This window comes from Pseudoalteromonas luteoviolacea (assembly GCF_000814765.1).
Taxonomy (GTDB): domain Bacteria; phylum Pseudomonadota; class Gammaproteobacteria; order Enterobacterales; family Alteromonadaceae; genus Pseudoalteromonas; species Pseudoalteromonas luteoviolacea_H.
In genome coordinates this window covers 943,271-969,500 of record NZ_JWIC01000010.1, presented here as the reverse complement: position 1 = coordinate 969,500, position 26,230 = coordinate 943,271, and the positions used below count along the sequence as shown (strand labels likewise).

The 26,230-nt window shown below is 43.7% G+C and carries 19 protein-coding genes and 1 tRNA gene; 13 read left to right on the top strand and 7 right to left on the bottom strand.

What is annotated here, in order from left to right; translation table 11 throughout:
* Position 1: 1 nt before the first annotated feature.
* Positions 2 to 1,195, bottom strand: a complete 1,194-nt coding sequence (locus JF50_RS25820; RefSeq protein WP_039612099.1) for an ROK family transcriptional regulator — start codon at positions 1,193 to 1,195, stop codon at positions 2 to 4.
* 194 nt (positions 1,196 to 1,389) lie between these two features.
* Between JF50_RS25820 and JF50_RS25815 the strand changes: the two genes are divergently transcribed.
* From JF50_RS25815 to JF50_RS25800, 4 genes are read left to right on the top strand one after another with little or no spacing between them, the layout of a single operon-like run.
* Entirely contained in the window at positions 1,390 to 2,499 is a 1,110-nt protein-coding gene (locus JF50_RS25815) for a substrate-binding domain-containing protein (protein ID WP_235423518.1), read from the top strand.
* A complete protein-coding gene (locus tag JF50_RS25810; RefSeq protein ID WP_052262794.1) occupies positions 2,486 to 3,418 on the top strand; it encodes an ABC transporter permease in 933 nt (310 codons plus the stop codon). Before JF50_RS25815 ends, JF50_RS25810 begins: the two co-directional genes overlap by 14 nt.
* A complete protein-coding gene (locus tag JF50_RS25805; RefSeq protein WP_039612097.1) occupies positions 3,418 to 4,203 on the top strand; it encodes an ATP-binding cassette domain-containing protein in 786 nt (261 codons plus the stop codon). The genes JF50_RS25810 and JF50_RS25805 overlap by 1 nt, the downstream gene beginning before the upstream one ends.
* Before the next feature lie 20 nt (positions 4,204 to 4,223).
* Entirely contained in the window at positions 4,224 to 4,541 is a 318-nt protein-coding gene (locus JF50_RS25800; RefSeq protein ID WP_039612236.1) for a hypothetical protein, read from the top strand.
* 14 nt (positions 4,542 to 4,555) lie between these two features.
* Here JF50_RS25800 and JF50_RS25795 read toward each other — a convergent pair whose 3' ends face one another.
* On the bottom strand, positions 4,556 to 5,524 hold the full coding sequence (locus JF50_RS25795; protein WP_039612096.1) for a class 1 fructose-bisphosphatase: 969 nt from the start codon (positions 5,522 to 5,524) through the stop codon (positions 4,556 to 4,558).
* 161 nt (positions 5,525 to 5,685) lie between these two features.
* Between JF50_RS25795 and JF50_RS25790 the strand changes: the two genes are divergently transcribed.
* Complete coding sequence (locus JF50_RS25790; protein ID WP_039612235.1) at positions 5,686 to 8,112, top strand: zinc-dependent metalloprotease; 2,427 nt, start codon at positions 5,686 to 5,688, stop codon at positions 8,110 to 8,112.
* 69 nt (positions 8,113 to 8,181) lie between these two features.
* On the opposite strand, the gene JF50_RS25785 is transcribed toward JF50_RS25790, so the two are convergent.
* A complete protein-coding gene (locus tag JF50_RS25785) occupies positions 8,182 to 9,138 on the bottom strand; it encodes a methylenetetrahydrofolate reductase (RefSeq protein WP_039612095.1) in 957 nt (318 codons plus the stop codon).
* A 356-nt stretch (positions 9,139 to 9,494) separates the two neighbouring features.
* Between JF50_RS25785 and JF50_RS25780 the strand changes: the two genes are divergently transcribed.
* From JF50_RS25780 to JF50_RS25770, 3 genes are all read left to right on the top strand, one after another.
* Complete coding sequence (locus JF50_RS25780) at positions 9,495 to 12,311, top strand: M16 family metallopeptidase (protein WP_419177530.1); 2,817 nt, start codon at positions 9,495 to 9,497, stop codon at positions 12,309 to 12,311.
* A gap of 207 nt (positions 12,312 to 12,518) precedes the next feature.
* A complete protein-coding gene (gene cysE / locus JF50_RS25775; protein ID WP_039612093.1) occupies positions 12,519 to 13,340 on the top strand; it encodes a serine O-acetyltransferase in 822 nt (273 codons plus the stop codon).
* 15 nt (positions 13,341 to 13,355) lie between these two features.
* Positions 13,356 to 14,027: a hypothetical protein gene (locus JF50_RS25770; protein ID WP_039612092.1), complete on the top strand. Its 672-nt coding sequence runs from the start codon at positions 13,356 to 13,358 to the stop codon at positions 14,025 to 14,027.
* A gap of 4 nt (positions 14,028 to 14,031) precedes the next feature.
* Here the strand turns inward: JF50_RS25770 and xseA are convergent, their stop codons facing one another.
* Entirely contained in the window at positions 14,032 to 15,378 is a 1,347-nt protein-coding gene (xseA, locus tag JF50_RS25765; RefSeq protein WP_039612091.1) for an exodeoxyribonuclease VII large subunit, read from the bottom strand.
* A 133-nt stretch (positions 15,379 to 15,511) separates the two neighbouring features.
* Here xseA and guaB point away from each other — a divergent pair, with 133 nt between their 5' ends.
* From guaB to rimI, 5 genes are all read left to right on the top strand, one after another.
* Positions 15,512 to 16,981 (top strand): IMP dehydrogenase, encoded by a 1,470-nt coding sequence (guaB, locus tag JF50_RS25760; protein WP_039612234.1) that lies wholly within the window; start codon positions 15,512 to 15,514, stop codon positions 16,979 to 16,981.
* A gap of 126 nt (positions 16,982 to 17,107) precedes the next feature.
* Complete coding sequence (gene guaA / locus JF50_RS25755; RefSeq protein ID WP_039612090.1) at positions 17,108 to 18,682, top strand: glutamine-hydrolyzing GMP synthase; 1,575 nt, start codon at positions 17,108 to 17,110, stop codon at positions 18,680 to 18,682.
* A 146-nt stretch (positions 18,683 to 18,828) separates the two neighbouring features.
* Positions 18,829 to 18,905: transfer RNA gene (locus JF50_RS25750), tRNA-Trp, on the top strand.
* Positions 18,906 to 18,976: 71 nt separating this feature from the next.
* Complete coding sequence (locus JF50_RS25745; protein ID WP_039612089.1) at positions 18,977 to 19,264, top strand: hypothetical protein; 288 nt, start codon at positions 18,977 to 18,979, stop codon at positions 19,262 to 19,264.
* Positions 19,248 to 19,700 (top strand): ribosomal protein S18-alanine N-acetyltransferase, encoded by a 453-nt coding sequence (rimI, locus tag JF50_RS25740; protein ID WP_080760357.1) that lies wholly within the window; start codon positions 19,248 to 19,250, stop codon positions 19,698 to 19,700. The genes JF50_RS25745 and rimI overlap by 17 nt, the downstream gene beginning before the upstream one ends.
* 17 nt (positions 19,701 to 19,717) lie before the next feature.
* Here rimI and JF50_RS25735 read toward each other — a convergent pair whose 3' ends face one another.
* The 3 genes from JF50_RS25735 to yeiP all read right to left on the bottom strand — a co-directional run bounded on the left by JF50_RS25735 (position 19,718) and on the right by yeiP (position 26,121).
* Positions 19,718 to 22,447 carry an ATP-binding protein gene (locus tag JF50_RS25735; protein ID WP_039612088.1) on the bottom strand — a complete coding sequence of 910 codons (2,730 nt, stop codon included), beginning with the start codon at positions 22,445 to 22,447 and terminating at the stop codon, positions 19,718 to 19,720.
* Between the two features lie 202 nt (positions 22,448 to 22,649).
* Positions 22,650 to 25,367: a basic secretory protein-like protein gene (locus JF50_RS26540; protein WP_052262791.1), complete on the bottom strand. Its 2,718-nt coding sequence runs from the start codon at positions 25,365 to 25,367 to the stop codon at positions 22,650 to 22,652.
* Positions 25,368 to 25,548: 181 nt separating this feature from the next.
* Positions 25,549 to 26,121, bottom strand: a complete 573-nt coding sequence (gene yeiP, locus JF50_RS25725) for an elongation factor P-like protein YeiP (protein ID WP_039612087.1) — start codon at positions 26,119 to 26,121, stop codon at positions 25,549 to 25,551.
* Positions 26,122 to 26,230 lie beyond the last annotated feature (109 nt).

Genomic DNA, 26,230 nt, shown 5'->3' with positions numbered 1-26,230 from the left:
ATTAATTTTGGCGAAGAAAAACACGTTCTTGTAATGGAGTACCTTGAAACAGTTTGGGCATATAGAGTGTTTGCATATTTTTATTACTCAACGCAGCATGCAAAGGTAGTGTGGCTACGCCAGATAAGGCGACACTATTGATATTTGGCACTTTAATGAGCCTGACGATATCTCTCTTTCCTAGTTGAGCAATAGAGGGAATAAAAGGTCTGAGTGTGCGTATCAGCTTATCTAGACATGTTTCACCGAGATCACTGCCTAAAATGATGGTTTGAGTATTGAGTAAAGACTCCAGAGTGTGAATAGCAATTCTAAGTGGCTCCGTGGCTTGGGCTATCCAGGCTGCACATTTTACATGTTTTGTTGGGTCCAGCGTATTGAGGGGAATAGCGGCTTCAGGGCTATTTGCAACAAAAGTAGCGAGGGAGTCAAGAGAGGAGAATTCATTGAGTTTGCCAAGCTCTCCCGTTTTTTCATTGTGCTCTGGCGTGACAAACATATCACCTATGGCGCCTGTTAAGCCATTTTGACCAAGCATGATTTGCCTATCGTATACAACCGCAGCTTCCACTTTGTTACCAATATGAATATAGACAAAATTATGAAGTGTTTTTGCTTCACCGAATAACATTTGATATGCAGCACATGCTGATGCGGTACTTTCTAAAGCGATAGGAAGGTGTAGTAGCTCACTGAGCTGAGCTTGTAATGTCTGGTTGAGTTGATGTTGAGATATCACATCTCCTTGCCTGGTATTAATTGACAGGCCGCCAGCTAAGATCGTTTGCATGCTGATATTATTTGTCGCAATAAACTGTTCTAACACATGCCTAATATCTGTCGCTCTCAGTGGGGAAGTGAGTTGTTTAGTGATAGTACTATGGCATTCACCATTCAGGTAATACAGTCCCAACTCTAATCGTTCTGGGGTAATACGGATAGCGCAAGTAAATGCAGCATGTTTATTTAGACACAGCATTTTAGAAGGTTTGCCAGCGCCCTCAGAACGTTTTATGCCCATTTCTTCAACGAGGTTAATCGCGATCAGCTCTTCGACCATGTTTGTAATTGTTTGTTTGGTCAGTAACGTATTTCGCGCAATATCTGCGCGCGAAATAGGGCCAAGTGTGACAATCTGCGTCAAAACTAAACGTAAGTTAATGGCTTTATTCTGTTTAGCGTTTGACCCTTTCACTGTGAACCCTTTTTAATTTATGTATATAGATACCATGTTTTTGAGTGTCTATCTTATTACACATGGCGTTATTTTCGAATAGTTTAAAAGGTATATGCGAGGTCTCATCGTGAGAAGGTAAGTAAAATCATTTGACAAACATCAGAGTGCTGATCAAATGTACGTATTCAGGTTTTCATTAAAGGAACTATTCAGTGAAGCGCCGCTACTCAATTTCGAATGACTGGGGCCAGTATTTTCATTGGCAGTTAATAGCCATTTGGATGTGCTCTTTTGCCATGAGTTTCGTGGCGTTGGCGAAAGATAGTGCCGAATACCTCTTATCTCAACAGCAAGAAGCACAAATATATAAGGCAAAACTCACCGCGGTTATGGCATGGCATGGCTCTAGCCCTTGGATAAATGCGGTTACCTCGGGCGCTAAAAAAGAGTTTCAACGTTTGGGTATAGAGTTATTGGCAGTCACCGAGGCACATTATGATCCTGCTAAGCAGATAAGTGATTTGGAGACTTTAGCAGTATTACAGCCTGATATCGTGTTATCCCTGAGCATTGATGGCTTAAGTTCAAAGCCAAGTTATTTGCGTTTAAGTAAAGCAGGTACGCAGTTGGTGTTGCTGAGTAACCCAATTATTGGTTTTAGTCATGGTGAAGATTATGCTGGCTTAGTGGGCGTCAACATTAAGGGAATGGGGCAAGCCGCTGCAAAATTAGTTGCCCAAGCCGTCGCCGCCCGAGGGGAAGTCGGGATGATTTTTCATGACGCAGATTACTACATTACTAATCAACGTGATGATGCTTTTGTACAGGCGCTTAAACAATATAGTGAAATACAGCTGAGTGTAAAAAAGGGCTTTGTCAAAAAAAGCCAAACAGCGCAGCTGACGGCGGCCATGATTATTCAAAATCCCAGTATTAAAGCGATTTACGTATCTTGGGACGCGGCTGCAGAAGGCGTGATTGAGGCATTAAGGATTGCAAATCGGAAAGATATTAAAGTGATCACCCATGACCTTGGTACGAATAACCTCATTGATATGGCATTACATGGCAATATGTACGGTACGGTATCAGACCGCCCTTTTGAAATAGGGACCCTTATGGCCAGAATTGGCGCCGGCGCTGCGATTGGAGATACTACGCCGAAATATACTCAAGTCAGTTATAATTTAGTGACTCACCAAAATATTGAAGCTTCATGGCAGCTCGCATTTCAAACCCCGCTTCCGGCTATTTTGCAAACCGCGCTCAAACAGTCAATATTAGCCAGCCCTTTATCTGACAGAGGTGATGATGCTCAGTAAGCTCAATAGGCATTCATTGGTGTATTATGCGTGCGCTTTTTCCCTATTCGTTTTTGCTATTACATTGTCAGATACGGCCTTTTTTACGATCACAAATTTTCTGAATATTTTTGTGCAAACAGCACCTATTGTCGTGATGGCGATTGGGCTGAGCTTTGCTTTATCTGTTGGGCGCATTGATCTATCAATTGGCGCCATGGTCGCTTTATGCGGTTTGGTGACGGCTTGGTTATTGCCACAATATGGCGTCATCATCGCAGTTTTTGTGGCGGTATTACTAGGGGCTGCCATTGGTGTATTTAATGGCTATTTGTGTGAGCATTTGGCGGTGCATTCTCTCATTGTCACCTTAGGTGTGCTTGGGCTACTGACAGGGATCGCAAGACAGTTTTCTGGGCTGCAATCTCTCCCGATTGTAAATATTCAATTTATCGAGTTGTTTGGTCATGGTGCCTTATTGGGGGTGCCTAATCTTATATTGTGGGTAGGAGGCGGCGCGTTGGTTGCACACATAGTGCTGACTAAATTACGTTTTGGATGCCACTTAATCGCGGTAGGCACAGATCAATCTGCTGCATATCATATGGGCCTCAATGTATCGTCAATACGGATTATGGCAATGACTTTATGTGGGGTATTTTGTGCCTTCGCTGGGGTGCTGTATGGCGCTAGAATGCAAAGTGCTCGGTACTCAATTGGTGAGTCTGACTTAATGGTGGTGATAGCAGCGGTAGCCATAGGAGGAGGTAACCTGCTGGGAGGGCGTGTGAATATTTTCGGTGTTGTACTCGGTGTATGGTTAATCGGTGCCATAAATAATGCACTGATCCTCAGTGGCTTTTCAAGTAATGAGCAAATGATGGTCAAAGGAGCCATTTTAATTATGGCCGTTGCTATGACGACACAGGTGAAAAAGTGATGCAACGATCTGCTTTGGACCAAATCGCGCTAAGTGTCAGTGGGCTATGTAAAAGTTATGATGGTTTTGATGTGCTCAGAGGGGTTAATTTTACGATTAACCGAGGAGAGGTCGTTGCGTTGCTGGGGGATAATGGGGCTGGCAAGTCTACACTCGTGCAAATACTCGCTGGGCTAACTCAACCAGATAGTGGACAGATAAACATCGGGAAAAAGCCGCAGAGGTTAAGCTCACCCAGCGCTTCTCAAAAAGCGGGCATGGCTGTCGTTCATCAAGATTTAGCTTTGGTGCAAGAACTCAGTGTTGTCGAAAATTTATTTTTGAATCGTGAAATAGCGCATCGAAATCGATTTTTACGTGCCCTGGGATGGTTGGATAAAAAAGCGATGTCAAGAAAAGCACAAAAGCTATTATTGCGACTAGGGATGACAGTGGCTGATATTCACTCGCCAGTCAACGCGTTATCTGGGGGGCAAAAGCAGGCTATCGCCATCATTCGAGCTGTGTATGCTGGAGCTGATATTATTATCATGGATGAACCTACAGCCGCATTGGGGGCAGAGCAATGTGCACGTTTAGTGTCATTGATCCGGCTATTGAGCTCGCAAGGGATTGCCATTGTGTTAATTAGTCATAACTTACGTCAAGTAGATGCATTGTGCGATCGTGCAGTGATATTATTCGAGGGGCAAACCATAGCAGATGTTGCGATAGATGAAGTCAATCAAGCACAACTGCTGGCGTATATGATTGGCGCTCAAAGCGATATTACCAAAGCGAGTTAGATAAAGTGAGAGAGGGTATAGTGAATTATTTAGAAGCCGTTGCCTGCTTTGCCGAGTTTGGCACACATCGAGATGAGGCGATTTCAATCATGTTAAGCGGTGAGCAACGGGTCGGTATTTATAGTTTATCGCCAATGACTTTTAAGCTGGTTCTGCAACGTGTCATAGATGATGAGATAGGCATATCAGATCTGGAGCTATGGGCAAGTGTATTGCTGCAGCGTGAAGAATACCTTGTTGGAGAGTTAGAGGGGAGTCTTTACGCATTGTCTGACCCAGATGTCATGGGAGGACTAGATAAGGTCAAACTAACCCGCTTATTAGCGCTGCTAGATTGACCTTTAGATTTAACTTACTTGTGGTAATTCAAGCAAGTTTCGACTTCATTTTTTGAACCTAGGATCACCGCCACACGCTGGTGGATTGCATTCGGTTCAATGTCTAGAATGCGCTGCTCACCAGTGTGTGCCAAGCCACCCGCTTGCTCGACAAGCATGGCCATAGGGTTTGCTTCGTAAAGTAACCTTAGCTTGTACGGCTTTTCTGGATTCTTAGTATCAGCTGGGTAGGTAAATAGACCACCGCGACACAGCACACGATGCACGTCTCCCACCATGGCTGCAATCCAGCGCATATTGAAGTTTTTGCCTCTAGGGCCGTCAGTACCTGCCAATACGTCTGCAATGTAGTCTTTCATAGCAGGTTGCCAATGGCGCTGATTGGATGCATTAATGGCAAATTCTTGTGTATCTTCAGGGATTTTGGCGAAGTCTTCAGTCAGTAAGAAGCTGCCATGTGTTTTGTCCAACGTAAAGATACGCGTTCCTTTGCCTGTGGTAAGGGCTAACGTTGTTGAAGGGCCATAAAGTACATAGCCTGCTGCAACTTGGTTTTTACCGGGTTGCATAAAAATAGCTGGATCGGCTGCATCTGAGCCTTCAGGGGCTTCCATGATTGAGAATATGGTACCAACTAAAGAGTTGATATCCGTATTTGAAGAGCCATCTAGTGGATCAAATGACACGATATACTTTGCGTTTGGATCGCCCGCGACGGTGTAATCTTCTTCTTCAGAAGCAATTGCTTTGACGTAACCAGATTCTAACAAGATGTCTTTGATTAACTGATTCGATAAGACGTCTAATTTTTTCTGGGTCTCACCTTGGATGTTTTCATCTAAGGTTGAACCTAACACACCTGACAGTGCACCTTGCCCTACGCGGAATGAAATCTCTTTACAGGCTGCCAAAAGAGTACGGATCAGAGACACTAATTCTCTAGAGCATCCATCTTCAAATAACACCGGCGGTAATCTACGCATATTTAAAATCCTGATAACGTTTGTCGGGTCGCAGTGGTTTTAATGTGAGAGAGGCACTGCGAACTGCGCTGAATTTCGTCTTGAATCACTGTTTTTTGTATACAATTTTATATACTAGCCAAAAAACAATCACAAAACATGAAAATAACAAAGACAAAATTATGATTAAGAGACGTTTTACCCCTTATCTCGTTTCGGCTTTGTTGCTGCCTATGATAACGCATGCGCAGGCAGCAATTAAGTCTATTGACGAATTTACTGATAAGTTTAACCATTTCCCTGGGTTTTACTCATTTTATGCAGATCAAAGCAGCGGTAAAATTTACCTAGATGTAGATAAATTTGCACAGCCTTTTTTACTACAGCACAGTTTGCCTTATGGTGTTGGGTCAAATGATATTGGGTTGGATAGAGGCCAACTAGGCGGCACGCACTTGGTACAGTTTGAACGCTTTGGCAACAAAGTGATGTTGCGCGCAAACAATACGTATTATCGAGCCAGTGCAGATAACCATGCCGAGAAGCAAAGTGTGAAAGAGGCATTTGCATCAAGTATTTTGCATGGTTTTAAGGTAGTGGCAGAAGACAGCGATAGCGTTTTAATAGATTATACGCCTTACCTCTTGTCTGATGTACATGGTGTGTCGCGTCGGTTAAAAGCCACTGAGCAAGGGAGTTACAGTTTAGATGCGAGTCGCAGTGCGGTTTACCCTGAGCGCTCAAAAGCTTTTGTACAAAATACCGAACTAGAAGCCGTATTGACGTTTAAGGGCGCAAATCCTGGCAAGTACGTGCGTCAAGCTGTGGCGGATCCATACGCAATTACGGTGCACCAGCGTCATTCACTGATTGCGTTACCCGATGATAATTATCAACCGCGTAAGTTTCATCCCCAGTCCGGCTTTTGGAGTATAGAGCATAAAGATTACTCGGCCCCTTTGGGGAGTTCGATGTATGTCCGTTATATTCCACGTCATCGTTTAGAGAAAAAAGACCCGACTGCGCAAGTATCTGAACCGGTAAAACCCATTGTATATTATTTAGATCCCGGTGTGCCGGAGCCTGTAAAAACCGCATTGCTTGATGGCGCTCGTTGGTGGGATGATGCATTTGAAGCCGCAGGCTATAAGGGGGCATTTGAAGTGAAAATGCTACCCGAGCATGCAGATCCGATGGATGTGCGCTATAACGTGATCCAATGGGTCCACAGAGCGACTCGAGGTTGGTCTTATGGCGCTTCCATCATTAACCCGTTAACCGGTGAAATCATCAAAGGGCATGTCACATTAGGGTCGTTGAGGGTGCGTCAAGATATCCTTATTGCAGAGGCGCTAGCAGCACCTTTTGCACAGGGTGATGAGGTAACACAAAAGCTACATGAGATGGCGTTGGATCGTATTCGCCAGCTCAGTGCGCATGAAATCGGCCATACGTTGGGTATTGCCCATAATTTTGCCGCCTCTGCGGATGGACGTGCATCGGTGATGGATTATCCACACCCGCTTGTGCAATTTACCAATGATGGGCAGCTCGATGTGAGCAAAGGCTACGCGTCAGGTATGGGCGCATGGGATATTCAAGCAGTAAAATATGGTTATGGCGATTATCGTGCTACTGATGAAGCACAAGCATTAGCGCAAGTGATTAATCAGACCAATGAAATGGGTCTAGATTATATCTCTGATGCAGATGCAAGACCGCAAGGCGGCGCTCACCCTACCGCCCATTTATGGGATAACGGCGAAGACCCAATCACTGAGCTGCGCCGTGTCACGGGGATCCGTAAGCAAGCACTCGGTCAATTCGGGCTGAACAACATCAAGGCTGGGGTTGCTTTATCGCAGTTAGAAGAAAAACTGGTACCTCTGTATTTATTCCATCGGTATCAAGTGGAGTCTGTTGTAAAATTGGTCGGCGGTGTGGATTATGATTATGAGGTGCGTGGTGAAGGCAAAGTAAAAGGTGCTCAGGTTGTTGCGAAAGCGCAGCAAATTGATGCACTACAGACGTTACTGGATACCTTGTCTCCTGAGTTTTTGACTATTCCTGAATCAATACTGGCAGTGATCCCACCTAAAGCTTATGGTGAGTCGAGAAATCGCGAAAGTGTGCATGGTCGAACTGGCTTGACGTTAGATGCCATGGCATTACCTGAAATGGCGACGCAGCACACCTTAAAGTTACTCCTTAATGCAGAGCGATTAAACCGTGTTGCACAACAGTATGCCCGTAATAACAGTTACTTGGGTAGTGATGAAGTGTTGGCGCAGGTGCATACGCATGTATTTGAGGCAAATCCAAAATCAACCATGGCTAAGAAGTTAAATCAGCGTGTGCAGTATTTGACAGCATATAGAATGGCTGATTTGAGCTTGAATGATAAAGTTGCGCCAGAAGTGCAAGCACAGCTACGCTATTATTTGCGACAAGTTGCACAAGACTCAACTGAGCAGTCGCTATTTTCGAGTCCAAGTAAAGCCGATGCATTTGGGATTTATTTAGGCGAGCACATTCAGTACTTTTTAAAAGAAGGGAAATGGCCTGCAAACTATGCGCCGCTTGCTATGCCACCGGGGTCACCTATTTAATGCTAAATTAAATAGTAAAAAAGCCCCATAGTGGGGCTTTTTTATTTGATGAATGATACTTTTTAAAGGTTACGCGATTTGTTTTTCAGCTAACTTTAATTCCATGGTCGCTTTGAGTAGGCGATACAAATTGATAGAAGCATCAATTTCTTCTTTACGGTTGGTTAAACTTTCAATGTTTAGCCCCAGTGGAATGTCCAAATGTGCACAGCTGCGTAAAATGAGATCTAAATTTTCACGACAAATTTTAATTGACTCATTGAGTGTATTGTCCGCATCCAGCATGCGCCATCTCGTTGCTTCTGGTACAGAAATACCTAACCACTCCATAAACTCTAATGTTTTTTGCCCACCACAGGGAGTGAAAGTCAAAATAATACGTTTTGGCTCAATGCCTTGCTGACGACAAGTACGTGCATAGCTGGTTAATAAGTCAATGCTTGCTTGTGCATCATAAACCGCTTGAGAAATGAAGTACTCACAGCCTTTGATGGTTTTATCGATGAGCCTTTCGTGTTCGTTACGCTTGTTGGCATGGCGTTCAGCAATCGTGACACCGCCTAAGAAAAAGTCCTGCGTATGTGTCTGCAACGTTTGATAAGCCTCAGGCAAACCTAACTTTATGTCGCCTTTTGACGATGGGCTACCCACTAATACAAGGTTGTTTAAACCGAAGTCTTGTTTGGTTTTATGTAGCCATTGCGTGAATTCCTCTCGGTCACGTTGTGCAACACTTTTATAAGTGATCACGTCAAGTTTAGATAAGTCGCGAACTAATTGGCTGTACTCACAAGGATCGACAGTTTGCTTAAACGGAAAAGGCCTCGGCACTTGAGTGCGGCTACTTTCATCTTGAATGTCGTAAATGATGACGCCATCATATTCGATTTCGTGTAATCGATTCAAAAGTTTAGTGGCAATGGTTTTAAGTTGCTCACTGTCTGTACCCAGCTTTGGTGGGGTTGTACCAATTAAATATACCCCTTGGTTAGGGTCTACTATTTTCTCTTGTAGCGTTAAAGCCATGTCCTCATTCCCGCGCATTCATCGTTATGGGGGTAAATATAGCAGCCATTTAGACGTCTAGATAGATTTTTTTATTGAATTTACTTCATTAAATATGATTTTTTTTCATAAGGACTGAAATTTAAGTAAATTATCGTGCAAATTTTTAACGCTCAGCACGGGAAGTTTTTTTGCGCGATTTGTCGATATATACAAGATTTTTACTGGCTTTAAGGCATAATCAGGAAATAAACCTGTGCTGAGCACAGGCATACAGAGACAAAAAACGATAAATATTAGGGATGCATATGAAATTTAAGCTTCTGGCAACCAGCCTTGCTGTCACCTTAGCACTGACAGGGTGTGCTGCAAATAATATGAATACGACCCATGGCCAACCAAATGGCGCTGTGGCTGCGGTAGACACCGTGAATAACAAAGTCTTTTCACATGATTACGTACTCGAAGAGCTTGATAACGGCTTGCGTGTTGTGGTGGTTAAAACAGATTACCCTGATGTGGTGTCTTTACAGATCCCCGTTTCAGTGGGATCGCGCAATGAGATAGAAGACGGCAAAACGGGGTTTGCACATTTTTTTGAACACATGATGTTCAAAGGTTCAAAAAAATATCCAGAAGCCATTTATAAAGACATTATTAAAAACTCAGGGGTGGATAACCGCGCTTATACAACCAACGACTACACCAATTATTATCTTAGCTTTTCAAAAGAGCACTTAGGCAAAGTGCTTGAAATTCAGTCTGACATTTTCCAAAACCTCCACTTTAGTGAAGAGCAATTCCGTACAGAAGCGCTGACTGTAAAAGGCGAATACCTGAAAAATAATGCCAGCCCGATCCGTAAGTTGTTGGGTGCTGTTCGTAACAACGCTTTTGATACACATACCTATAAACACACCACAATGGGCTTTTTTGAAGATATAGAAGCGATGCCAGACCAAATGGCTTATGCGGATTTATTTTTTGAACGCTTTTATAAGCCTGAGTATGCGACCATCGTGATCGTTGGTGATGTGGAGCCAAAAGCCACCGTTGATCTGGTTAAAAAGCATTGGGGTGAGTGGCAACGTGGTGAGTATCAGGCAGAGATCCCAGTGGAGCCAAAACAGCAAGCAGCAAGGTACCAGCATGTTGTGAATGAAGGCCAACCAGGTCACTGGTTACTTGTGTCGTACAAAGGACCAGCTTGGGAGCCGACGCAAAAAGATCGCGCAGCTGTAGATTTAGTTTCAGAGCTTTATTTCTCAGAGAACTCAAAGCTATACCAAGAGTTGGTCGTGGATAAACAAATTGCGACACAGCTTTTCACATATAATGCTGAAACCAAAGATCCCGGCCTGCTTCATGTTTTTGTTAAAGTCGAAGACGAAAAAGACCTCGTTACTGTGCGTGACGCCATTACCCGTACTTATGCAACGGCACGCGCTGAGCTAGTAGATGAAGGCAAACTGGCGGCCCTGAAGTCTAATAAACGATATAGTTTTGCCAATGATTTAGATTCATCAAAGGCCATCGCATCGATGCTGGCAAGCTATGTACACTTTGAGCGTGATCCTGAAGCCATCAATCAAATGTATGCCACGGCAGACACCGTCACCCCTGAAGATATTCGTCGCATCGCTAACAAATACTTTGTTGACTCTGGGCGCAATACTGTAACTATGTCAGCAAAAGCCAAAATCACAGGCTTTGAAAAAGAAGTGGATCTGGATGCCCTCACTGCTGAGTTGAGTCAACCAACAACGCAGCACTTCACGGTCTTAGATAAAACGTCTAAATCCCCCCTAGTTGATGTGAATTGGTTATTCTATACGGGTGCAGCCGCTGATCCTGAAGGGAAAAAAGGGGTTGCTGCGTTGACAGCTGCAATGCTCGCCAAAGGAGGCAGCGCAACTAAGTCGTATAAAGAAATCCAAAAAGCCATGTATCCACTCGCTGGTAGCTTCTCTCACCAAGTGGACAAAGAGATGATTGCACTACGCGGCCGCGTGCACAAAGACAACGTACAGCAATGGTATGCATTGGTCGGTGAGCAGTTGTTAAACCCAGGCTTTAGAGAAGATGATTTTAATCGTTTGAAAAAAGAGCTAATTGATAACATTAATTCAGACTTAAAAGCGTCAAATGACGAAGAGCTAGGTAAAGAGGTGCTCTATCATAAGCTGTATCAAGGTCATGCTTATGAAAGTTTAAACCTAGGTGATTTGTCAGATTTAGACGCGTTAACATTGCAAGATGTGAAGGACTTCTATTATAGCCAGTTCACCCAGGCGAAGTTAAATCTAGGTTTAACAGGTGCGCTGAATGATGATTTGAAGGCGCAACTAATACAAGACTTAACGCGTTTACCAAAGGGCGAAGAAAAACGTTTGAATGTCGCTGATGCACCTGCACTAGAGGGCATTCATGCGACAATTGTTGAGAAAAGCGCTAAATCAACAGCAGTATCATTTGGTTTCCCAATTGAGACGGTGCGCAGCAGCAAAGATTGGACCGCGCTGTGGTTAGTGCGTTCATATTTTGGTGAGCACCGTAACTCAGGGGCCTTCCTATTTGACCGAATTCGTCAAACTCGTGGTATGAACTATGGTGACTATGCCTATATTGAGTACTTCCCGCGCGGCATGTACCAAACTATGCCTGATGCGAACTTAGGTCGCTCTGAGCAGATTTTCCAAGTTTGGTTACGTCCACTGCGTTCGAATAATGACGCGCATTTTGCGACACGTGTTGCGGTTTATGAGCTTGATAAGATGATCAAGCAAGGGATGAGTGAAAAAGACTTTGAAGCGACGCGTAATTTCTTAAATAATTATGTGCCGCAGCTGGTGGCGAGCCAAGATAGGCAACTTGGTTATGCACTAGATAGCCAATTTTATAACACCGATGAATTTGTAAGCCTAGTGCGCGCACAGCTTGCAAGTTTGAGCTTAGACGACGTCAACCGCGTGATCCGTGAAAATCTACAAACTGAGAATATGCACTATGTGTTTGTGACAGGTGACGGCGAAGACATGAAGCAGCGCCTTGCAAGCGAGCAAGTTTCTCCGCTTAAATATAACGTGAGCAAGCCTCAGGCGTTACTTGATGAGGATAAGATCGTTGAAAGTTATCAGCTATCAGTACCTGCGAAAAATATAGAAGTGATACAAGCTCAGGATTTATTTAAATAAATCTTTAAACTGTATGTCAGTGTAAACGCCCCGCTTTAGCGGGGCGTTTTTATTTATAGTCATTAAGTTGCACGTGCGTTAAAAAAACACCATTATAGGAACCTTAGGTTATAATTAATAACTAGAAATTCGAGGCTTACTAGTGCTATCAAAGGGTGATGCACGCTAAGATAAGAAACGACAGTAAATGACAGATATGTGGAAAATATGAGACACGAAATTTGGCAACAATTGAGAGAAGAAGCACAAGAACTTGTGCAAAGAGAGCCTTTGCTCGCCAGTCATGTATATTCAAGTGTGCTCAATCACGATTGTTTAGGTGCAGCCTTGAGCTTCATAGTTGCCAATAAGCTCTCAGACGCCGTTGTGTCTGCATTTACTATCCGTGAATTGTTTGACCAAGCCTTTGTCGATTGTGACCGGATGCTGACACATGTGGCTCATGATATAAAAGCTGTTAAAGATCGAGACCCCGCTGCCGATAGTTATCTTAACGTGATATTAAACTTGAAGGGTTTCCATGCATTACAAGCACACCGTCTCGCATACTGCCTGTGGCGACAACAGCGCAAAGAGCTCGCCCGTTTTATTCAAAGCCGCACCTCTGAAGTTTTTGGCGTTGACATCCATCCTGCTTGTAAAGTCGGCCATGGTATTATGCTTGACCATGCGACTGGTATAGTTATCGGTGAAACAGCCGTTATCGAAGATAATGTTTCAATTTTACAGTCAGTTACGCTTGGCGGTACAGGTAACGAGCAAGGTGACCGACATCCCAAGATCCGTGCCGGTGTTTTGATTGGCGCTGGTGTAAAAGTGCTTGGTAATATTGAGGTTGGTGAAGGCGCACGCATAGGGGCAGGCTCGGTAGTATTGAAAGCCGTTGCACCGCACACCACAGTGGTAGGTGTACCAGCCAAAGTAGTTGGCAAACCAAATTGCCCATGTCCTGCTGAGAGCATGGATCAAAACTTCCTAGATGATGCCATCAGTCGTATCAACGACTCTCATACTAGCGCTATGTTATAAGTTGTTAGCCAGCAGATGCGTGATAAGGCGTCTTTGCTTTGTGCATTTTCTACAGGGGTCTTATTGACTTGTGGTCTATACGAACTGCACAGTTCGCCCGTGGTATCACCCCGAGCGGACGATATCACTACTTTGCCAGCAAACCCAACACAGCAAGACAATATCGAGTTATCTCAGACGGAGAGGGTGATTGAGCAGGGTTTTCTACAAGGCGAGCATGTATCTACTCACGGCTCGGCACCAGACGAGACTCTACTGGCACTCAATCAACGTTTAAAAGAAGACAACGCAAAATTACAAGCGCAGTTATCTGCGCTGCAATCTGATCCTAGTGGCAGTACACCAACCTTTAACGTTGCTAGCCGTCTAGCGGCAATATTTGCTCAGCAAAGACGAGACGAGGTCTGGGCGTCTGAAGTGGAATTATTTGCTGAAGACTTTTTATATGAAGTTCAATTACACGATGACATCACGCTGCTTGCCTCTCAGTGCAAGCAGCACGTTTGCCAATTAAATTTTACCTCTGAATCACACGCCGGTGCTGCAAATTGGCAGCAGTTACACACCGCGTTACTACGTATGCCTTGGATGAAGCAATTTAAAACGGTAACGGCAGTTCAAAACAAGGGTACACTGCAAATTCACCTGAGTTTAAAAACCAGTGATGAACTCAGAAGCGAGTACTAACTGATTACCTAAGCTTATCGATGTCCTTAATTTGGGTGTGTAGTTGTCCATCGGCTAATTGGGTCACCAGTGTGTCGCCTACCTGTACATCAGTAATTGAAGTTACGACATGGTTATTTTTTTGCGTGATGCTGTAGCCCCGAGATAAGACAGCTAACGGGCTCACACTATCAAGTCTCGCTGCCAATAGGGCCAACTGATTTTGCTGGCGGGCACTGTGCTGAGCCATCGTGTTGTGGAGTGTTGATGTAAGTCTGTCCAGTTTTGCTTTGGCATTGCTTAGGCGCTTTTCAGGGTGAAACTTGAGTAAGGCATGTTCTAGCACGTTCACTTTATGATGTTGCTTCTGCTGTTGGTATTGTAACGCTCGAAGCAAACGTTGCTGTAATTCATCGACGCGCTGTACTTGTTGCATTAATTGATTTTGTGGATGCTGTAAGCTTAAACGTTGCTGTAAGCGTACAACATGTTGCTGCTCGTCATACAGTGTGCGTTTTAAAGCCATTGCCAGTCGCTGCTTTCTATCTTTGACATAACTGATGAGTTCACTGCTATCTGGACTGACTAGCTCAGCGGCAGCTGAGGGCGTTGGGGCACGCAAATCAGCAACATAGTCGCTTATGGTGGTATCAATCTCGTGACCGACAGCGCTGATAACAGGAAGTGTACAGGCGAAAATGGCGCGTGCGACTACTTCTTCGTTAAAACACCATAGATCTTCCAAAGAGCCTCCACCACGTCCAACGATGAGTACATCGACTTCATTACGTTTATCTGCCAATGCAATTTTTTCTGCGATCTGTGCTGCAGCCTCGTTTCCTTGCACCAGAGAAGGGTAGATGGTGATTTCTAATTGTGGTGCACGGCGTTTTAACACGGACAGAATATCTTTAATGGCCGCGCCTGTTGCTGAGGTAACGACACCAATACGATTAATTTGTTGTGGCAGCGGTTTTTTATGAAAGCTGTTAAATAGTCCTTCAGCAGCCAGTTGCATTTGTAATGCTTCAAATTGCTGTTTAAGTAAACCTTCACCTGCGGGGGCCATTTGCTCGACTATGAGTTGGTAATCTCCACGCGGTTCATAGACGGATACGCGTGCTTTAACCTGTACTTGGGCACCATTTTCTGGGCGGTATTTACAATATCGATTGTTACCTCGCCACATTGCCGCCTTAATTTGGGCTTTTTCGTCTTTTAAAGAAAAGTACCAATGCCCAGAAGCCGGGGCGACAAAGTTTGAAATTTCGCCAGTTAATTCAAGAGAAGCAAAACCTTGTTCTAGTAAGCTGCGAATTTCGCGATTTAAGCGTGAAACTGTATAAACTTTGTTGTTCTGTGGCAATGACATACCTAACTCCATAAAAAATTCACAGACACTTTAGCACATTTTTTGCTAAATTTTGTTTACTCGCATAAGGAACGCTGATAAAATGCGCACGCAATTCCTTATACTCAGAATTCACTTGAGAGAAGCCGCACACATGCTAAGAATTGCAAAAGAAGCCCTTACTTTTGACGACGTACTACTAGTACCCGCTCATTCAACTGTTCTACCGCACACAGCGAGTCTTAAAACTCGTCTGACACGCGATATCGAGCTTAACCTGCCACTTGTTTCTGCGTCAATGGACACAGTGACTGAAGCACGCTTAGCGATTGCCCTAGCGCAAGAAGGCGGCATTGGCTTTATTCACAAAAACATGACCATCGAAGAGCAAGCGGACAATGTTCGTAAAGTAAAAACTTACGAAGCTGGTATCGTTACTTTCCCTGTCACTGTCACAGCAGACAAAACCATTGCTGAAACGATTGCCCTTGCAGATGAAAAAGGGTTTTCAGGTTTCCCTGTAGTGGGTGCTGATAACCAACTTGAAGGTATCGTGACAAGCCGTGATATGCGTTTTGAAACTCAGTTAGACAAGCCTGTTTCGTCAGTGATGACGAAAAAAGCAGATTTAGTGACTGTGAAAGAAGGCGCAGGTCGTGAAGAGATCCTCGGTCTAATGCACGAGCACCGCATTGAGAAAATCTTAGTGGTTGACGATGCGTTTGCACTTAAAGGCATGATCACCGTTAAAGATTATCAAAAAGCACAAGAAAAGCCGAACGCATGTAAAGACGCACAAGGTCGTTTACGTGTTGGTGCTGCTGTGGGTGTTGGCGCCGGTACTGATGAGCGTATCGCTGCATTGGTTGAGGCTGGTGTGGACATCTTATTGATTGACACATCTCATGGTCACTCTCAAGGTGTAATTGACCGCGTTAAAGCAACGCGTGCAGCTTACCCTGAGCTACAAATTGTTGCGGGTAACGTTGCAACAGGCGCAGGAGCCCTTGCCCTTGCTGATGCTGGTGCAGATGCTGTTAAAGTGGGTATTGGCCCTGGTTCAATTTGTACAACGCGTATTGTTACAGGGTGTGGTGTACCACAAATCACAGCGATTTCAGATGCTGTTGAAGCACTAAAAGATCGTGACATTCCAGTGATTGCCGATGGTGGTATTCGCTATTCTGGTGACATTGTCAAAGCGCTTGTTGCTGGTGCAGCGTGCGTCATGGTTGGTTCAATGCTTGCTGGTACTGAAGAATCACCGGGTGAAGTTGAACTGTATCAAGGCCGTTACTACAAGTCTTACCGTGGTATGGGTTCTCTAGGTGCGATGAACCAAAAAGAAGGTTCTTCAGATCGTTACTTCCAGAAGAGCAACCAAGCAGACAAGCTTGTGCCAGAAGGCATTGAAGGCCGCGTTGCATACAAGGGCCCAATTGCTGCGATCATTCACCAGCAAATTGGTGGTATTCGCAGTGCAATGGGTCTAACTGGCTGTGCAACAATCGCTGAACTGAACATCAAACCTGAGTTTGTACGTGTCACTTCAGCAGGTATGGGTGAGTCTCACGTACACGATGTACAAATCACCAAAGAAGCGCCTAACTATCGCTTAGGTTAAGCCGGCCAACGTGCGTTGAGCCCGCAAAATTGTCAGGGCTAGCAGCAGCTAGCCCTTTTTAATTCTGGTAAAGCAGGTTAGCTGTGCTTTACTAATTTTATCGTTTCCTAACTAACGAGATTATCAATGAGCAAAGACATCCATGATTCCCGTATTTTGATCTTAGACTTCGGTTCTCAATACACGCAGTTAATTGCACGTCGTGTACGTGAGATTGGCGTTTACTGTGAACTTTGGGCGTGGGATGTAACGGAAGAGCAGATCCGTGAATTCAACCCTCAGGGTATCATCCTGTCTGGTGGTCCAGAGTCAACCACAGAAGAAAATAGCCCAAGAGCACCAGAGTATGTGTTTGAGGCAGGTGTACCTGTACTTGGTGTATGTTACGGCATGCAAACAATGGCGATGCAGCTTGGTGGTAAAGTACATAGCTCTGATAAGAAAGAGTTTGGTTACGCAAAAGTTGAAAAAGTTGGTAACTGTGCACTTTTCGAAGCGATTGAAGATCACATTGAAGATGGTATTGGTCAACTTGACGTATGGATGAGCCACGGCGATAAAGTGGTTGAAATCCCAGACACGTTTGTAACAAGTGCGAAAACGGATACGTGTCCACACGCGGCAATGTCTTGGGAAGAAAAACGTTTTTATGGTGTGCAATTCCACCCAGAAGTGACACATACGCAGCAAGGTACTCGTTTGTTAGAGCGTTTTGCCATTGATATCTGTGGCTGTGAGAAGCTTTGGACACCTTCGCAGATCATTGAAGATGCCGTTGAGCGGATCAAAGAGAAAGTTGGCGATGACGAAGTTATCCTAGGCCTTTCAGGTGGTGTTGATTCGTCTGTTGTGGCTATGCTGATTCACCGTGCGATTGGTAAGAAATTAACGTGTGTATTTGTTGATAATGGTTTACTTCGTTTAAACGAAGGTCAGCAAGTAATGGAGATGTTTGGGGATAAATTCGGCCTGAATATCATCAAAGTGGATGCTGAAGAGCAGTTCCTGAATGACCTAGCAGGTCTTTCTGATCCTGAAGATAAGCGTAAAGCAATTGGCCATACGTTCATTGACGTATTCGATGCTGAATCTAAAAAGTTGAAAAATGCTAAATGGTTAGCGCAAGGTACAATTTACCCAGACGTCATCGAGTCAGCGGCATCAAAAACAGGCAAGGCACACGTGATCAAGTCTCACCATAACGTAGGCGGTCTTCCTGACGATATGGAAATGGGTCTAGTAGAACCCCTTCGTGAGTTGTTTAAAGATGAAGTACGTAAGATTGGTCTTGAGTTAGGTTTACCGTACGACATGCTTTACCGTCACCCATTCCCAGGTCCTGGTCTAGGTGTACGCGTACTTGGTGAAATCAAGAAAGAATACTGTGATTTGCTGCGTCGTGCAGATGCTATCTTCATTGAAGAGCTTCATAAAGCAGGCATTTACCACAAAGTGTCTCAAGCATTCACTGTATTCCTGCCGGTTAAATCGGTAGGTGTAATGGGTGATGCACGTAAGTACGACTGGGTTGTATCATTACGTTGTGTAGAAACAATCGACTTTATGACGGCGCGTTGGTCACACTTACCTTATGATTTCTTAGGTCTTGTTTCAAACCGCATCATCAATGAAATTGATGGAATTTCTCGCGTTGTTTACGATATCTCAGGCAAACCACCTGCGACAATCGAGTGGGAATAATGATAATTAGCACAAGCTAATTGAATGAAAAAAAGGCGAATATCATAAATATTCGCCTTTTTGTTTATAAAAAAAGCAAACAAACAAAAAAATGCATTTTTCCTCTTTACCTTTTCTAAAAGCTCTTTATAATGCGTCGACATTGCAGGGGCGTAGTTCCAATTGGTAGAACAGCGGTCTCCAAAACCGATGGTTGCGGGTTCGAGTCCTGCCGCCCCTGCCACTTCTTACTTTTCCCACGTAATTGAATCTTTTACTACGACCATTTAGACTCAGTAAAAAAGTATTTTTATTATGCATCCTATACATGCTCAATTACTTGGTTTAACACCACTTAAGCTTAAAGCACAATATAATACACATGCTGATCCAGAAGGCGTGCAAGGTACCTCTGTCCCTTTGGTTTTACCAACACGTCTCGCTGAAGATATTGCCTTGGCTATTAATTTAGATAATTTAGTTGTCGTGTCGGGGGAATCTATTTCATTGCAAGGGAATACGCTGACCTTACCTGGCACAGTACTAGACACAGAACAAAAGCAACAACTATGGCGGGCGATATATCATGCTGTATCTGCGTAGTGAGGCCTTAGCTCAATTTCCGATCGAACAGGTCATGGAAATTGAGAACGCGTGCCACAGCCATCCATGGAGCGAAAAAACACTCACTTCATGCATTGGCGGTCGTTATTTTAATGTATGTCGTGATAGTGAAGCAGGACTGATCGGATATTTTATTGCTGAACGAGCTGGACCAGACTACACCCTAATGAATATTTGTGTGCACCCAGATCATCAAGGTAAAGGCATTGCGACCGAATTGATGCATGCATTGATAGAACAATGTGTGGATGAACAGGCTGAAAACCTGTTTTTGGAAGTCAGGGCATCTAACCAGTCTGCGATCGCGCTCTATAATAAGGTTGGCTTGAATGTGATGGGTAGGAGAAAAAATTACTACCCAACCGAAACTGGCAAAGAAGATGCCATTCTCATGGGCATACAGTTTACAAATTAAGAAAGCAACAGGTGTAACTACCTTGCAGCTTGAAGCTGTACATCTTCATTATCTAATGTGTATTGGATCGCTTGGGTAAGTTGTAAGGTGGTATATTGCCATTGAGCTTTGTTGTTTCCTTGTAAGCTCATTTCCAACTCACCTGCAGCACTGTGAATATTGCTAAAGCCAAAGCAGCCAGCACTGCCTTTTAAACTATGCGCTAGAGCACGTAAAGACTCCCATTCTTGATTCTCGTACAGTGATTCGACGAGATCGAGTTGTTCCGGTAGCTTCTCCAAATAATTTTGACTAATTTGTAAGAATTTTTCACTTTTTAGGAGGTTGTTCCACTTCGAGGCATTGTCACTGGCCAGCTCTAAAAACTCAAGTAGTACCGTGCCGAGTTTTTCTCTGTCGATGGGTTTACCGAGCGTGGCGTTGCATCCTGCGGCCAAGTAGGTATCAATGTCATTTTTCATGATATTGGCAGTCAGTGCGACAATCGGCCCGTCATAGGCGGCATGTCTGAGCATTTCAGTCGCTTCTAAGCCACCCATCACAGGCATTTGCATGTCCATTAAGATTAAATCGTAATCATTGATAAGTGACATTTCGACGGCTTCTGCGCCATTATTTGCAATATCGGGCTTTAGGCCCCAAGAACTTAATAGTAAAGAAATCAACTCTTGGTTATCTTTATTATCTTCAGCGAGCAGTATCGTGGCTTCTAGTTGCGTTTCAGTCAGTTTTTGAGCACTGCTTGTTTGATTGTGAATATAAGAGTCACAATCTATCCATTCGATGTCTTGGTTGCGGTGATTGGCCAAGATAGTAATGGTAAAGGTACTGCCATTACCTTGCTCACTGCTCACTTGTACATCGCCACCAAGCAGCTGTGCTAAATTTTTAGATATACATAGACCAAGCCCGGTGCCACCAAATCGTCGTGTTGTGGTGGTATCGGCTTGTTCAAACGGTTTGAACACCCTTTCCATTTCACTTTTTGACATGCCAATGCCCGTATCTTTAATCACAAAGATAAATTGATCTCGCTGGGCGTTAAAATCAATGCCGATGGAAATAACCCCTTGTTCAGTAAATTTAACGGCGTTACTGGCAATATTAAGCAAGATTTGCTTTAGACGTGTTTCATCACTATTGAGCGCTTTGGGCAATGGAAATGCGTAGTCGAGCGTTAATTCAAGCTGTTTTTCTTCGGCAAGTGGCTGAATAATCGATTCAATGTCTTTTAATAATGGTAAAAACTCAATCGCATTTTGTTCTACTGCGAGTTTTTCTGCTTCAATTTTTGAGAGGTCGAGAATGTTATTGATCAGTTCTAATAAGTGCTTTGAGTTGCGTAAAATCGTGTCTAAGTGTAAGTCTGCGTTCTTCGCACCTGGGTTGTGCAATAGTTGCTCAGTAAACCCCATAATTGCCGTTAATGGTGTACGGATCTCATGGCTCATATTCGCTAAAAATCGACTTTTAAGCTGGTTTGCTTGCTCTGCTTCAGTAATCGCGACTTCGAGCTGGCTGTTCATTTCTTCTAGTGCTCGTGTTCGACTTTCGACCTTTTCTTCTAGGTGGAGCTTGTAGTCTTCCAATTCACCTTGGAAGTCTCGGATCTGTTTCACCATGTGGTTGAAATCATCGAACAAGGTGCCAACTTCGTCGTCGTCATGGGCAGGTAAAGAGACTGATAAGTCACCATCACCGACTCGGTGGCTGGCTTCTCCAAGCAATTCTATGGGCGTAAGTAGTAGGTTACGTACCACAATAAAGATGAGTACGGGTAAGGTAACCACGGAAAGAATAACGATTAAAGCTGTGATTAAGCTGATGGCTTTACCAGATTGATAAAGAATACTTTTGGGTATGGTCGAAATATAGTAATAACCACCACTTAGCTGTGCACTGTAAGTCATGCGTTTGAGCCCATCAACAGAGGGCAAAATGATAGAATCTAATTTACCTCTATCTGCCAAGGAGCTAACTTGCGCCATTTCTTCAGCGCTGAGGTAACTGGAAGAGAATTGTCCATCAGAGGAGAATAACACTTCTCCCTGCGCGGACACCAATAAATTTAATGTGTTGTCGTAAGGCGCTTCAAGTATGCTACTACTAATAATCGATGGCGCAACACGCACTATGATATAGCCCTGTCTTTGTGGTCTTTTTAGGTGAAAGTTAACGCTATAAATCTGTTGCACGAAGTAAAGTTGTGTACCACCTTCTTTGGCCGGTAGCATGTACTGTTGCTGGCGCAAATTGCTTTTAAGTACTTGGTCAAAAAATGGGTAGTCATCTGGCGCAAAACTTAAATTACTCGAATAGAAGGCATGGCTTTTACCCTCTGCATCGACAAGGTTAATACTGAGTATATCTGGATAGGCTTCACTGTAACTTGCAAATACATCCATCAGTGCACCCAAACGTTTTGTTTTAAGTTTATGTTCATCAGATGATGTAAGAAGTGCACCTAAGTGTTTTTTTTGCAGTGGTTCTTTATCTAGGGGTGAAAGTAAGTAGTCACTAAGCACAGGAGATGTGGAAAGCAGTTTTGTGGTTGATTGATATATTTCCATGTAGTTGAACATTTTTTGTTGCTGTTGTTCAACAAAGCGCCCCACAATGAGCTTTGCTTGCTTTTGCGTGGAGCTGGTTACATTGGTGAGTGTAAAGCCGCCTAAAAACAGCAAAGGCAAAATCACCAGCGGTGTTATATACCAAAGTAACCTGATACTGAGCTTACTGGTTTTCATCTTTCCCGATATCCATATGTGCTTTAAACGTCCGTCAAATTATCCATTCATTGTGCAATATTGGATCATATGATGGCTTGACTAATTTCTCAAGTTTTTGCGCTGTGTCAGCAGATGTTTGAGTTTAAAAAGGAAGGGGAGATTACCTATTTTGATATATCGTAAAGAGGGCAAAGTATCGCTACTTTGCCCAATATCTAGTTTACTTCGCGTGATACAACGCTATTTCGGAAAGCTGTAGCAGGTTATTACCGTTGGCATCCGTGGCTGTGTGTGTCAGATCGATACGGTAGTGTGAGTACGCCGTCGTGTTATCTACTCGAAAAGTACGCGTTTGATTACGTTCGGTAAATTGCTCTGACTGGCGAGTGTCAATGGCATACCATTGCACACCATCATTTGAGCCCTGTAGCGACCAATTTGTTGGATCTCGTTCGGGCGCATCGTTACCACTGGTTATGCTATAGGCACTTAACGTATGAGGTTGTTTGGCGATAAATTGTAACCAACCAGTGTCTGTCAATGCGACGTATTTATTGTCGAAATTACCATCAAATGCGCTTTGATAGCCCTCTCCCCATTGGCTAAAGCCCTCATGCTCAGCACTGGTTTGCCCGCCGAGCAATACAAAATTCTCAAGTGTCACGGGAAGCGCAACCGTGGCTTTATCAGCCAACAAGTCTATCTCAGCAAGTTGAAATAAAGACTCGCCATTACTTTGCTGGCCACTATTTAAAAAATTAAAGCGAAAATGCTGATAGTGCTGTGTTGGCGCAAGGGTAAATTCGCGCGTTTCAAGTCTTTGGTTAAATACTTGGTTAGACTGTGCATCCACCTCTTGCCAAGCGATCCCATCTTGGGAACCGAATAGTGTCCAACTACTCGGATCTCGGCTCGGCTGGTTATCACCCACGGTTAAGCGATAAGCCACTAACTGACCAGTTCCATGTGTAGAAAAAGTGATTTCTGATTGATCGTTTATCGTTAGATATTTTGTGTAACGGTCTCCATCGATTGCTTTTGTTACATCGTAGATGGGATCCGCAGGCTGTGCTGAGGCGGTAATATCTGTGCCTAACTCAACCAAACTAATTTGGTCAGCTGGAATCGCTGGCGCTTCAGGTGCGGCCCCTAAAGTTGCTTGATACTTTTGCCATAGTGTATTGATATCTTGATTTAAGATACGTTTGAGCGCTTCTTCCAATGTCCACTCCCAACCTTCACGCTGGCTAGTGAGCACCATTTGGTTGATTTTATATGTAAAGTCATCGTCATAGTTATCTTGGATCCAAGATAGGAAAAACCCTGTATTGGTGTAACCACCTAACCAGTTTTTGGATGGGGAAGGGCTTCTTGTCGCATGAAAGCCTGCGCGGATCCTTACAAGATCGGCTATTCCCTCAACAATCGCGTGTGTTTCATTGCCATCCGCCATATGTCCCGTTGGAAAATGTTGATAGCCATGCACAAGCTCATGCCAGAAGACACCCAATAATTCATAAATCACTTCTTCGTCAGTTGCATTTGCCAAAGATTCGGTGATGTATTTTGTGCTAAATGCGATTTCCATGTTGCGGCCAGAGCCAGCGCGATAAGCAAGGGTGTCCATCCACTTTAGGCTAAATGTCACTGAGTCAAATTCAGGAGATTCGCCATAATGCTTATAAAGGTACTGATTTACTTTTAACGTCACATCATTGATGGTTTTTTCTAAATCAGGGAATAGGCGGTGAATGCGTTTATAGCCTACGCTTTCGGTATCTTCATGAGCAAATTTAATTTCAGGATAGGCGAACCCATGCCATGGGTTGGCAGGATCGACAACCTTCACTGTTTGATTTACGACTTCGCTTCGGCCATGCCAGTTGTAAGAAACAAGCTCGATATTTTTGACACCCGGGGTGTTAAAAGTAACCACTGGGTTTTGTGCCAAACTAGATGCCGGCGTTCCTTGTTCGAATTGCCATTCAAAGCTATTTGGTTGATTGAGGCTAGCATCTTTTAGCTCTAATACCTCTCCAACAAAAACGGTACTGGTCTCACTGTTAATGCCAGCAATCGGAAGTTGTGTGTTGGTAAATAAGTCTATCTCGGCGATTTGAAGTAAATCATATCCCCAGTCATCGGTGCCTTTATGAGTGAGATCGAAGCGATAGTGTTGATAAGGTTTTGCATTGTCGACGATGTAAGTCTTTTGTTCAAAGCGCTTGTCAAAAGCTTGGTCATTTTGCGTATCAATGATTTGCCAGTTTTCACCATCATTAGAACCTTGTAATGTCCAAGTATGTGGATCTCTGCCTGGGGCATCATTGGCAGAGGTCAATTGGTATTTAGCCAGACTTTGTGGCTGTTCTAACGATACTTGTATCCAACTCTGAGGTTTAAGAGTGACATATTTTGTGCGGGGGTCGCCATCAAATGCATTACTGAGTGCTTCACCTGCGGGAGACTCTGCTTTTTGCTCACTCAGTGTAATATTGTTGCCTATCAGGCTCATTTGTGAAATTGGATCGTTCTTTTTGTCGTGCGCAATTTTGGCCCACACTTGGCTAACATCAGGATCTTCATTCAATGTCCACCATTTTGCTTTATACAACTCTCCTTTAAACGCAACGATTTGCCCTTTTGTATAAACCTGTGCATGTAGCCAAGGGTTTGGTGTGCTGAGTTCACTGTTGATGAATTGTACAAACTGCCAAGCACCAGATTTATTGATGGCTGGTGTATCACCTTCTGTCCACCAGTTTGCTTGATAAATTGCCCCTTGGTGTGTTACTCGGTGACCCTTTTTATAGCTCGTTTTGTCCTGCCATTCGCTCAGTACTGTTGTCTGTATATTTTGGTGTGTATGTCCTGAATGTGCGTGTACTGATGTTGATTGGATAGCCAGTGCTAAAGCACAAAGTGCAAACCGTTTCATAATTAACTCCCATTATCTTGATTGTTTTTATTTGGAACGTTCCATTTATTATTGGCACAAAATAACATCAATTCAAAGTATTAATTACAGCTGATATTACATAAATAAGAAAAAAAGATTGGGTATGTGTGGCGGAAGCAATAAAAAAGCCGGGATACCCGGCTTATTTTCACAAACAAGATTAGCTGTCTGCACGACTCATAAATTTAACTTCTGTGGTGTTGATTTTAATTTTATCACCGGTTGAGATATGTTCAGGGACTTGGACGATTAGACCGGTTGTCAGCGTTGCTGGTTTTGTACGCGCACTGGCAGAGGCCCCTTTAATAGACGGTGCGGTCTCTTCAATAACAAGCTCAACACTTGAAGGTAAATCGACAGATACAGGGCTACCCTCTACAACGACAACAGATAGGCCTTTAGTATCTTCGTTGATAAATAAAACTTGTTCTGAAATGGCTTCTTTATTTAGGTGGTAAGGTGTGTAGTCCTCTTCATCCATAAAGACGTATTCTTCACCATCAATATAGGAAAACATTGCCGGGCGACGCGTTAGGTCGGCTAGTTTAAGCATTTCTTCCGCTTTAAATGTTTCATCTACTTTACCATTATTGACGACATCGTACATACGCATACGGTAAAGACTACCCCCAGCACGACCTTGAGGTACTGAACGTTCAATATCACGTACGATCATAACGCGACCATTGTATTCAATCGCAGCATGTTTTTTTATTTCACTGGCCTTTGGCATAGTAATTCCTAAATTGATTTTGTTTTGCAGCAAACTAGCATGAAGCCGCAGTGAGTCCAAGGGTGATATGCATTTTATTGTCTGATTTTACAATGCTAGGATAAGAGGG

Excerpts from the sequence above, each read along its gene's own strand:
- cysE (WP_039612093.1), top strand. The coding sequence starts at position 12,519 with ATGAGACACGAAATTTGGCAACAATTGAGAGAAGAAGCACAAGAACTT.
- yeiP (WP_039612087.1), bottom strand. The coding sequence starts at position 26,121 with ATGCCAAAGGCCAGTGAAATAAAAAAACATGCTGCGATTGAATACAAT.
- JF50_RS25785 (WP_039612095.1), bottom strand. The coding sequence starts at position 9,138 with ATGGCTTTAACGCTACAAGAGAAAATAGTAGACCCTAACCAAGGGGTA.
- rimI (WP_080760357.1), top strand. The coding sequence starts at position 19,248 with ATGCTGTATCTGCGTAGTGAGGCCTTAGCTCAATTTCCGATCGAACAG.
- xseA (WP_039612091.1), bottom strand. The coding sequence starts at position 15,378 with ATGTCATTGCCACAGAACAACAAAGTTTATACAGTTTCACGCTTAAAT.
- JF50_RS25745 (WP_039612089.1), top strand. The coding sequence starts at position 18,977 with ATGCATCCTATACATGCTCAATTACTTGGTTTAACACCACTTAAGCTT.
- JF50_RS25805 (WP_039612097.1), top strand. The coding sequence starts at position 3,418 with ATGCAACGATCTGCTTTGGACCAAATCGCGCTAAGTGTCAGTGGGCTA.
- JF50_RS25735 (WP_039612088.1), bottom strand. The coding sequence starts at position 22,447 with ATGAAAACCAGTAAGCTCAGTATCAGGTTACTTTGGTATATAACACCG.
- JF50_RS25770 (WP_039612092.1), top strand. The coding sequence starts at position 13,356 with ATGCGTGATAAGGCGTCTTTGCTTTGTGCATTTTCTACAGGGGTCTTA.
- JF50_RS26540 (WP_052262791.1), bottom strand. The coding sequence starts at position 25,367 with ATGAAACGGTTTGCACTTTGTGCTTTAGCACTGGCTATCCAATCAACA.
- guaB (WP_039612234.1), top strand. The coding sequence starts at position 15,512 with ATGCTAAGAATTGCAAAAGAAGCCCTTACTTTTGACGACGTACTACTA.
- JF50_RS25810 (WP_052262794.1), top strand. The coding sequence starts at position 2,486 with ATGATGCTCAGTAAGCTCAATAGGCATTCATTGGTGTATTATGCGTGC.
- JF50_RS25780 (WP_419177530.1), top strand. The coding sequence starts at position 9,495 with ATGAATACGACCCATGGCCAACCAAATGGCGCTGTGGCTGCGGTAGAC.
- guaA (WP_039612090.1), top strand. The coding sequence starts at position 17,108 with ATGAGCAAAGACATCCATGATTCCCGTATTTTGATCTTAGACTTCGGT.
- JF50_RS25795 (WP_039612096.1), bottom strand. The coding sequence starts at position 5,524 with ATGCGTAGATTACCGCCGGTGTTATTTGAAGATGGATGCTCTAGAGAA.
- JF50_RS25790 (WP_039612235.1), top strand. The coding sequence starts at position 5,686 with ATGATTAAGAGACGTTTTACCCCTTATCTCGTTTCGGCTTTGTTGCTG.